General features: G+C 56.7%; 10 protein-coding genes. 8 read left to right on the top strand and 2 right to left on the bottom strand.

The window, feature by feature from the left end:
- The 6 genes from COA65_08525 to COA65_08550 all read left to right on the top strand — a co-directional run bounded on the left by COA65_08525 (window position 1) and on the right by COA65_08550 (window position 6,985).
- On the top strand, window positions 1-1,455 hold the full coding sequence (locus COA65_08525; GenBank protein PCJ58083.1) for a pilus assembly protein: 1,455 nt from the start codon (window positions 1-3) through the stop codon (window positions 1,453-1,455).
- A gap of 9 nt (window positions 1,456-1,464) precedes the next feature.
- Window positions 1,465-2,124 (top strand): hypothetical protein, encoded by a 660-nt coding sequence (locus tag COA65_08530; GenBank protein ID PCJ58084.1) that lies wholly within the window; start codon window positions 1,465-1,467, stop codon window positions 2,122-2,124.
- Complete coding sequence (locus tag COA65_08535; protein PCJ58085.1) at window positions 2,108-3,322, top strand: pilus assembly protein CpaE; 1,215 nt, start codon at window positions 2,108-2,110, stop codon at window positions 3,320-3,322. Before COA65_08530 ends, COA65_08535 begins: the two co-directional genes overlap by 17 nt.
- Window positions 3,323-3,393: 71 nt before the next feature.
- Window positions 3,394-5,010 carry a flagellar protein FlaI gene (locus COA65_08540; GenBank protein PCJ58096.1) on the top strand — a complete coding sequence of 539 codons (1,617 nt, stop codon included), beginning with the start codon at window positions 3,394-3,396 and terminating at the stop codon, window positions 5,008-5,010.
- On the top strand, window positions 5,010-6,008 hold the full coding sequence (locus COA65_08545; GenBank protein ID PCJ58086.1) for a pilus assembly protein TadB: 999 nt from the start codon (window positions 5,010-5,012) through the stop codon (window positions 6,006-6,008). Before COA65_08540 ends, COA65_08545 begins: the two co-directional genes overlap by 1 nt.
- On the top strand, window positions 6,008-6,985 hold the full coding sequence (locus tag COA65_08550; GenBank protein PCJ58087.1) for a pilus assembly protein TadC: 978 nt from the start codon (window positions 6,008-6,010) through the stop codon (window positions 6,983-6,985). Before COA65_08545 ends, COA65_08550 begins: the two co-directional genes overlap by 1 nt.
- Window positions 6,986-6,996: 11 nt before the next feature.
- Here COA65_08550 and COA65_08555 read toward each other — a convergent pair whose 3' ends face one another.
- A complete protein-coding gene (locus tag COA65_08555) occupies window positions 6,997-7,854 on the bottom strand; it encodes a hypothetical protein (protein PCJ58088.1) in 858 nt (285 codons plus the stop codon).
- Window positions 7,855-7,901: 47 nt separating this feature from the next.
- Here COA65_08555 and COA65_08560 point away from each other — a divergent pair, with 47 nt between their 5' ends.
- Both COA65_08560 and COA65_08565 read left to right on the top strand, forming a co-directional pair.
- Window positions 7,902-8,486, top strand: coding sequence for a hypothetical protein (locus COA65_08560; GenBank protein PCJ58089.1), 585 nt, complete (start codon window positions 7,902-7,904; stop codon window positions 8,484-8,486).
- Window positions 8,487-8,494: 8 nt separating this feature from the next.
- Window positions 8,495-9,043, top strand: coding sequence for a hypothetical protein (locus COA65_08565; GenBank protein ID PCJ58090.1), 549 nt, complete (start codon window positions 8,495-8,497; stop codon window positions 9,041-9,043).
- A 22-nt stretch (window positions 9,044-9,065) separates the two neighbouring features.
- On the opposite strand, the gene COA65_08570 is transcribed toward COA65_08565, so the two are convergent.
- Window positions 9,066-9,542: a hypothetical protein gene (locus COA65_08570; GenBank protein PCJ58091.1), complete on the bottom strand. Its 477-nt coding sequence runs from the start codon at window positions 9,540-9,542 to the stop codon at window positions 9,066-9,068.
- Between the last annotated feature and the right edge of the window lie 23 nt (window positions 9,543-9,565).

A 9,565-nucleotide genomic window follows, 5' to 3' on the forward strand; every position in this document is an offset into this window, starting at 1 on the left:
ATGGGGATGCGCAGCTTTCTTGCCATTGTAATCGGGCTTTTCATTTTTGCGGCGACGCCGTCGGCATTGCCGCTTCACGCGTCCGTGAATGCCGAGTTTATCACGGCGCTTGATCGACCGGTGACGATCGAGATCAACGAAGGCCAACTGATCCGCCTGGCCGGGCGGGCGGCCTCTGTCTTTATCGCCAATCCTGAGATTGCCGACATTCAGGTGAAATCGCCGAAGATTCTCTATCTCTTCGGCAAGCAGGCCGGTGAAACAACACTCTATGCCGTAGACGAAGCCGGCAACCTTCTCCTCAATTCAAAGGTCCGTGTAAATCACAGCCTAACCCGTCTGCGGCGTGCGGTTCGTGAGCTTGTGCCGGGAAGCCCGGTACAGGTGGCGTCCGTGGGAGGCGCGCTCGTGGTTAGCGGCCAGGTTTCCTCTGCTCGCGATGCGGAGGAAATCCGTCGTCTGGCGGCCCGCTTCGTTACGGAGGAGGGCGATTTGATCTATCGCCTTAACGTTACCGGCCCCAATCAGGTCAACCTTCGGGTTCGTGTAACGGAGGTTCAGCGCGAGGTCATGAAGGAATTTGGCATCAATTGGGACATCATGGGGACAAGCCGGGATATCGCCCTTGGTATTGCGACTGGCAACCCGATTGTTGCAGGTGGTGCCCTTGCGATTGCCGATCCGGCGTTGCGCGCAGGCGCGATCGCGACGCGACAAAGTTTCGGGTCGACGGCAACAAACAGTCTTTTCGGCTCGGCTTCGAAAGGCGGGCTGGACCTGAATGGGTTGATTGATGCCCTTGAAGATGAAGGGCTGATTACGATCCTGGCAGAGCCGAATCTCACCGCCGTTTCCGGTGAGACAGCAAGCTTTCTTGCCGGTGGTGAATTTCCAATATTGGTGCCCCAGGACGAGGACACCATTACCGTCGAATTTAAAAAATTCGGTGTCAGTCTCGCATTTACGCCGACGATTTTGGATGATTCGCGAATAAGCCTCCGCGTTCGCCCCGAGGTCAGCCAATTGTCCAGCAATGGCGCCGTTGTTCTCAACAATATCAGCATCCCGGCGCTGACAACGCGGCGCGCGGAAACCACGGTTGAACTTAGCAGCGGCCAGACCTTTGCGATTGCGGGGCTGATGCAAAACAACGTGCAGAATTCGGTCAGTAAATTTCCCGGCCTTGGGGATTTGCCAATCATCGGTAGCCTTTTTCGCTCGACAAGTTTTCAGCGGAACGAGACGGAACTGGCCATCATCGTGACGCCTTACCTCGTGCGTCCGGTGTCGTCTGCCAAGGCATTGGGGGCGACGGATGGCCTAAGGATGCCGTCCGATTTTGAACGCATCGTCGAAGGACGGGTGTTCAAAGATGTGGCACCTGAGAAGGGTGGCAAGGCCACCCCCCCACACAAGCCGCGCCTGGTGGGCCCGGCCGGTTTTTCGCTGGATTAGGAGGAAAGGATGCGTTCGGTTCAAACAGCGATGCGACCTCTTCTGGCAGCCATGCTACTTGGCGCGCTGGTCGGTTGCGCCCCCGTTACCAAGGCGGATCTGGCGGTAAACGAAACCCCAAAGCAACTGGCGGTCGAATGGTCGCGCGAGACGCACCTCGTTGCCTTTGCGCCCAATGAAGCAGCTCTTGGCAAGGACGCGAAGGCCGCACTCACCGGCTTCCTGGGAAAAAACTACACCGGCCCGGACGATAGCATCCTGATCAATCCCGGCGCCTCGGTCGATGGAAGGAATGCCCTTTTCAAAGCGCGGGGAAGGGGGCTGCAGAATTTTCTTGCGGACATCGGCTATGCCTCATCGGTGTTGCCCTCGAATGCCGGGGTCGAGAACAGCGCGATTGTCGCCGTCGAACGTTATGCCGTGACGTTTCCTGATTGCCCGGACTGGCATCAGGCACCGCCGTTTACGAACGGGGTCTGGAGCAATTACGGATGCGCGAATGCGGTGAATTTGGGACAGATGATCGCCGATCCCAGGGATTTGGTGACCGGACGCGATCTTGGTCCGGCGGACGGTACCGTTGCGGCAGCGGCGGTGGCGCGCTACCGCAAGGGTGAAGTAAAGGAATTGAAAAAAGAGGCAACGGTGGACGATGGCGGCGACAAATAACCTTGTAGAAACGCCCGTTTTGCATCCGGAGGCAGACCCGTTTCTGGCCTTTGTTTCGGACGATGTTACCCATGAGACTCTGGACCTTCTGGCAAAGCAGCAGCAATGGCCTGGAAAAGCGGTTTTTTCCGGTGGCGTGGCGGCGGCAATCGAGGCGTTGGGTTCGCGCCCGGCACCGGGTCTTCTCATTGTCGATTTGACGGATTCGCAGCAACCCCTGGCGGATGTGCACAATCTGGCCGAAGTTTGCGACATTGGCACGACGGTGATCGCAATCGGAGCTGTGAACGATGTGCAGTTGTTCCGCGCACTTCTGGATGCGGGCGTTACCGATTATTTGGTCAAGCCGGTTACGTTTGAAGCCTTTGAGCGGGCAATCCATTCGCTTTCCAGCGCAAAAGCGAAAACAGAAGAAAACAGCCCCGGCAGGCTGATTACCATCGTCGGCGCGCGTGGCGGGGTTGGTGCCAGCACGCTTGCCGTAAACAGTGCGTGGCTGATTGCAAACGAACAGAAGCGGCGCGTGGCATTGGTGGACGTGGATCTCCAATTCGGCACGGTTTCCCTTTCCCTGGATGTCGAACCAAGTAGGGGGTTTCGCGAAGCCTTGGAAAATCCAGAGCGAATCGACGAACTTTTCGTAGCCAGCGTTCTCGTCCATGAGGGCGATAATCTTTACGTTCTTGGCGCGGAAGAAGCCCTGGACGAGACGCTCGCCTTTGATCCGCAAGGGCTCCATCGCATGCTTGTCGAGCTTCGCCGAAATTTTGAATGCGTGATCCTTGACCTTCCCCGTGGGCTGGCGCTGCGTTATTACGAAGCGTTGGAGAAATCTGCGATTGTTGCGGTTGTGACGGATTTTTCGCTGGTCGGCATGCGTGATTCCGCCCGTCTTCGTTCTCTTATTCGCAGCGTTGCACCGCGCGCGAAAATCTCCGTTCTTGTCAATCGCACGCGACCGGAAGACGGAAGCGACGTGCCTAGAAGCGCTTTTGAAGAAGCGATCGGCATGCCGATCGATGAAATTATTCCCTATGACCGCAAGGCAATCGCGTTTGCCAACCGGTCTGGAAAGCCGGCACCTGCCGTTATGACGGGCAGTGCGCTGGCCAAAGCCTGCCGAAAAATAAGCCATATTTTGTCCGGGGTGAAAGCCGTCAAGAAAAGCTTCCCCCTCATAAAACTGTTCAAGCAATGAAAACACGCCTCTTCGGAAAACGCGCCTCCGCTACGATTCATTCCCTTGAGGGTTCGACCTTCGACAGGGGGATGAAACCGGCTGGCAGCACCGCACCCGCAGCCAGGAAAAAAGATGGTGGCGAGGTCATCGAATCCTTTCCACTCCCGGGAGTTGATCTGGAGGCGGCTTTTCTTCACCTGCAACCGATTGTATGCGAACGCCTTGTTGCGACGGCACAGTCGGGTGCTGCGCGCGGAGCGTTGGCCAAACAGGTTCAGGAAATTATTCGTGAAAATATTCAGGAGAAAAATACCGCTAAAACGGCGTTTACGGAAAGGGAGCTTGTTACCCTTCTTTTGAATAGCCTTGTTTCCTTTGCAGGCGGTGCGCCTTGTACTGCGACCGACAAGAAAAGGGATGCCCGCGAATATGATGCGCCGTCTTCAAGCCGTTCAAAGGTCGAAGCGGCAAATTTACAAATTCGGGCGGTGCTGCTTGACCGTCTCGACATTGCCGCCGCCGCCGAATTGCCACGCGCCGAGCTGGCAAAGCAGATTGCAGACGTGCTTGGAGAAATTCTTCAAGAACAGGATATTCGTCTCAACCAGCTGGAACAGCGTGATCTGATTACGTCGCTGATCAATGACATGATGGGTCTTGGCCCATTGGAAAAGTTGCTGGCCGATGAAAGCATCAGCGACATCATGGTCAATGGCATCAACCAGGTCTTTGTAGAGCGCCATGGCAAGCTTGAGCTTACGGACGTAACCTTTCAAAGCGAAGCCCATCTTATGAATATCGCCACGCGGATCGTGACCAAGATTGGTCGCCGCATCGATGAAACGATGCCTCTTGTCGATGCCCGCCTGGAGGATGGAAGCCGCGTCAACATTATCATTCCACCGCTTGCGGTCGATGGTGCGTCCATTTCCATCCGTAAATTTTCAAAGACACGGATCACCCTGGATACGATGGTTTCCCAGCAAAATATTTCCGAGAAAATGGCAACCCTTTTAAAAATCGCGTCGCGCGCCCGGTTGAATATTCTGATTTCTGGCGGAACGGGGTCTGGCAAGACAACGTTGCTAAACGCGCTTTCTGCGACAATCGACCCAGGCGAACGGGTCGTCACAATTGAAGACGCGGCGGAATTACAGCTTCAACAGCCGCATGTGGTTCGTCTGGAAACACGGCCTTCCAATCTGGAAGGACAGGGCGAAATCACGATGCGGGATCTGGTTAAAAATGCCCTGCGCATGCGACCGGACCGGATCATTCTTGGCGAAATTCGCGGTTCCGAAGCCTTGGACATGCTCCAGGCGATGAACACCGGCCACGAAGGCTCGATGTGCACAATTCACGCAAACCGCCCGCGTGAGGCGCTGACCCGGCTGGAAAATATGGTGGCGATGGCGAATATAAGCCTGCCGGCAAAAGCGGTTCGCAACCAGATTGCCGATGCCATCGATTTAATCATCCAGGTAAGTCGCATGCGCGATGGCGTTCGCCGGCTCATCAGCGTCATGGAAGTTGTCGGCATGGAAGGTGAGGTGATTACAACCCAGGAGCTTTTCCGCTTTGACTTTGAAGGCGAGGGGGATGACGGCATCCTGCGCGGCAAATTCCATTCCAGCGGCACGCGACCGAACTTCCTGCCGAAAGCCGAATATTACGGCCTCGGACGGGCGTTGATGGAGGCGCTGTAATGGGGGCGTTTGTTGGCAGTGATGACTTTCTGATGCTGGTGGTTCTGCTTGGGGTAGGCGGCGCTTTAATGGTGCTGGCCCTTGGTGTTCTTGGAATAAATACGCGTCGTCGACTGGATCGCCGTATCAAGAAAATCAGCCACCGTATCGAGATGGCATCCGAGGTGGAACCGAAAGCCGGGATCAAACGGGGGCAAATCTATAGTTCGATCGGCGCATTTGACCGTCTGTTGCGGCGATGGCTTCCAAATCCGGCGGTGTTGCAGCTGCGCCTCGAAAAAACAGGCAAGCGCATTCTGCCGGGCGAATATGTCCTTGTTTGCGCGTTGTTGGTTGCCGCGGTTTCTTTTCTTTCGGCCAAACTGTTCGACCTTCCGGGCCTGCTTGTGCTTGCGATGGGAGCCTTTGCCGGCATTACGCTTCCCCATCTTGCCATTGGTTTTTTGATTACGCGGCGCATAACCCGTTTCACCAGCCTTTTTCCAGATGCGATCGATCTGATCGTGCGTGGCTTGAAATCGGGATTGCCAGTTTCGGACTCGATTGCTGCGGTAGGCCGGGAGATTGGCGACCCGGTCGGTTTGGAGTTTTGCCGGATCGACGAGCATATGCGCATGGGGCAAACCCTGGAAGAAGCCCTGCACAATGCGGCAAAACGGATCGACACGGCCGAGTTCAAGTTTTTCGTCATCAGCTTGTCGGTTCAGCGTGAGACGGGGGGGAACCTGACAGAAACCCTGGAAAATCTTTCTGACATTCTGCGTCGCCGCCGTCAGATGAAATTGAAGGTGCGCGCCATGTCGTCGGAAGCGCGCGCCAGTGCCTACATCATCGGTTCCTTACCGTTTTTGATGTTCACCATTCTGTACCTTTTAAACCCTGAATATGTCATGACGCTTTTTGTTGATCCGCGAGGAAAAATTCTATTGGGTGCGGGCCTTGGCAGCATGGGCCTCGGGGTTCTTGTCATGATGAAGATGGTGAGGTTCCAAATCTGATGTGGATTGATCGCATCCCCTTTGACATGGCACCAGAGGATTTTATTGCCTTGCTGGGCGCGGCGGCGGCCATGGTTAGCGTGATGGCCGTTTGGGCGGGGCTGGTCGCCCGGAACCCGATGGCAGCGCGTGCGCGCAATTTGTTGGCACATCGAAGTGAACTTCGGGCGGGATTGCTTGCCGCCCCGCGCCGCCATGAGCGGCGGGAGTTTGGCGTTGGGCTAATGCACCGGGTTGTGGAGCGGCTCAATCTCATGCGCTCCGATCAGATCAGGAAAGTCACACGGCGTCTTTCTCAGGCGGGTTGGCGGCGGCGCGATGCGCTGGTCATCTACCTGTTCTTGAAAGTGGCGTTGCCGCTTGTTTTCGGAATTGTTGCCGCCTTTCTGATTTATGGTGTCGGTGTTTTTGGAGACGCGCCGATGTTCAATCTTGTCTTTGCGCTGGCGGCGGTTCTGGCGGGCGCTTTCGCGCCGGAACTTGCCGTAAAAAACAAGATCGGGCATCGCCAGCAGCAAATCCGCCTGGCCATGCCGGATGGGCTCGACCTGATGGTTATCTGCGCGGAAGCGGGGTTAAGCCTGGACGCGATGCTGGAACGTGTCTCGCGGGAACTTTCGCTTTCCTGGGTTGAACTTGCTGACGAACTTAGTTTTACGGTTATCGAACTTGGCTTTCTGCCACAACGCAGAGAAGCGCTGGATCATTTAACAATCCGGGCGGGGATTTCTGAAATTCGGGCACTTACGAACACGCTGGCCCAAACGGAAAAATACGGCACGCCGCTTTCCCATTCTCTCCGTGTGCTGGCGAAAGAATTTCGCGATGAACGCCTAACCCGGGCAGAAGAAAAGGCGGCGCGGCTTCCGGCTGTTCTTACTGTGCCGATGATTGTTTTTATTCTTCCGGCGCTTTTTATTGTGTTGATCGGGCCTGCCGTCCTCAACGTGCTCGACGGCCTTGGCGGCATGAAATGAGGTGGGGGGCGTTACCGGGTGGTGTCGGCATCCCTATGGCGGGTCATGGCGCTGTTGGTTCTGTCCGCATCGGAAAGGGTCTGCAAATGGCGGTAATAGGCAAGATTGTTTTGCACCACCGCTTCGCTGGCATCGATGCGCCCAACTCTTTCCGCGGCCTTGAAATCACCCGCCAGCCCATAAGCAAGCGCCAGGTTTTGCCGTTCGCGCGGCGTTGCTTTGGTGTCGGCGGCGACGTCTTTCAAAAGTGCGATTGCCGCATCGTAATTTCCGGAAAAGGCCAGGGAAAGGCCAAGATTGTTGCGAGCGGAGATGCTATCGGGGCTGCGCGCAAGGGCTTTCCGGTAGTAAATTTGCGCGGCTTTATGGGCACCGGCATGGTCGCGCGCCACGCCCATCCCGTTGAGGGCGGAGACGTTTGCCGGATTCAGTTGCGAGAGCTTTTCGAAGGCCTCGAACGCCAATTGCGGCTGATTGAGACCAAGGAGCGTGCGCGCAAGTGCCTTAAGGGCGCGGGCATGGTTTGGGTCAATGTCCAGCACGGCGCGGAACGCCTCGGCCGCTTTGGAAGGGGCGTTGGCGGCCCGCAGGGTGATGCCAAGTTCGAACAGGGGTTCCGTTCGCTGGGGGTCGCGATCATGGGCGCGTTGATAAATGCCGGCTGCCGAGGCCAGATTGCCACTGGCGCGGGTGGTGCCAGCTATTCGCAGGAGGGTGTCCACCGAGGTTGCCTCCACCGCCTTTGGGCTCGGCGTCGGTTGTTGCCTGCCTTCGTCCGATGCGCAGGCGGCCACAAGAAAGACAAGGCCGATCGGCCCAAGCTTCATGGCTGGGGACAGCCGGGAGAGACATTTTTTCAACCAGATCATGGCGGGGCAAGTGTAACGTCTGCTCCCTTGCTGAATGGTAAACAGCGATGTTGAAAATCACGGAATTTGCGTGGAATTTTCGCAAACTGCGGCGATGCCGGTCGGGCTCGACGGCGGTTGAATTTGCCTTCGCAATGCCGGTTCTGGCGGCGGCGCTCGTTGGCCTGCTTGAACTGGCCATGATTATGTTTGTCACCACCCTGATGGAGGGCGGCCTGCGCGAGTCGGCCCGGTTTGGAATTACCGGTTTTGCGCCCCAGGGAATCAGCCGCGAACAGCGCATTCTCGACATTGTTGCAGAACATACGATTGGTCTTGTGGATGTGGCCCAGGCGGAGATGACGACCCTTGTCTACCCGACGTTCGACGACATCGGCGAATCGGAGCCTTATACGGATGATGCGCCCGCAAATGGCATCTATGATATCGGGGAAAGCTTTGTCGACATCAATGGCAACGGCCAGTGGGACGCGGACATGGGCGCGTCTGGCGCGGGGGCGGCGGGGGACATTGTCGTTTACACCCTTGCCTATGACTGGCCATTGCTGACGGGCCTGCTTGGTGCCTTCATCGGCGAGGATGGCAAGATCCGGCTTGCGGCAAGCGTTGCCGTTCAGAACGAACCTTTTTAGGGGCTGTGATGGTTTGCTTTCATCGAATGAGGAAAGACCAGCGGGGATCAGTTCTGGTCGAGATGGCCTTCATCTTACCGATATTGGTCACCATGATGCTGGCCGGGGTGGAACTTTCCCGTTACGTGCTGTTGCAGCAAAAACTTGATGCGATTGCGATTACGACGGCCGACCTGGTTTCGCAGCGTGAGCAGATTTCTTCGGCCACCGTCGATCAAATCTTTGCGGCAGCGGGTCACGTGATCGCCCCTTTCACCTTCGGCGCGGACGGCATTGTCATGGTGACCTCGGTAAGCGCCAGCGGTGGCAATGGGCCACGTGTCGATTGGCAGCGCAGCGGCGGTGGCATGCTTTCCGCCAGCAGCACGATTGGAACCCCGGGGGGGGTGGCGACGCTTCCAGCTGGTTTTCAGGTGCGCGATGGCGAGAACGCCATCATTTCGGAAGTCTTCTACAATTATTCGCCATTGTTGCAGACGGCGTTTTTTACGAGCACGCAAACCTATCACCGTGCGCTGTTCCGTCCGCGTTTTGGCGATCTGGCGCAATTGCAATAGTCACAATTGCCCATCCGTTTGATCAGCGCTTTAGAGCGCAGCATTCCTCTCCGGCTCGCAGGATGGCAGTTTTCATCTGCAGGTCCGTCAGTTTTTTCGCCAGTGCGCGCATCGCCTGCGCACCTTCCTTGCGGCCATTTTTATTCGCCAGAAAAAACCACTTATAAGCTTCAATGTAATTCTGGGGGATGCCCTCGCCGCGGGCATACATGCGGCCAAGGTTGTATTGGGCGGCGCTATGGCCCTGTTTTGCAAGAGGTTCGAATAGTCTGTAGGCCGTCACATAGTCCTTTTGCTGATAGGCGTAGATGCCAGTTGAAAAGTCGCCCAGTTTCTGGGCCATGGCGGGCGAAAAACCGGCCAAGCCCAGCACCCCGGGCAGCATCGCCACCAAGGTCACTTCGCTGAGCAACAGCAACACGAGGCAGGGGAACGAACGCAGCGTCAGGCCGATGACGAGCAGGATGACCAGCGCCGTGACCGGCAACACCAGCTTCAAAGGCAACCGTGACACCTTTTGCC

The sequence above is a fragment of the Rhodospirillaceae bacterium genome, assembly GCA_002746255.1.
GTDB lineage: Bacteria > Pseudomonadota > Alphaproteobacteria.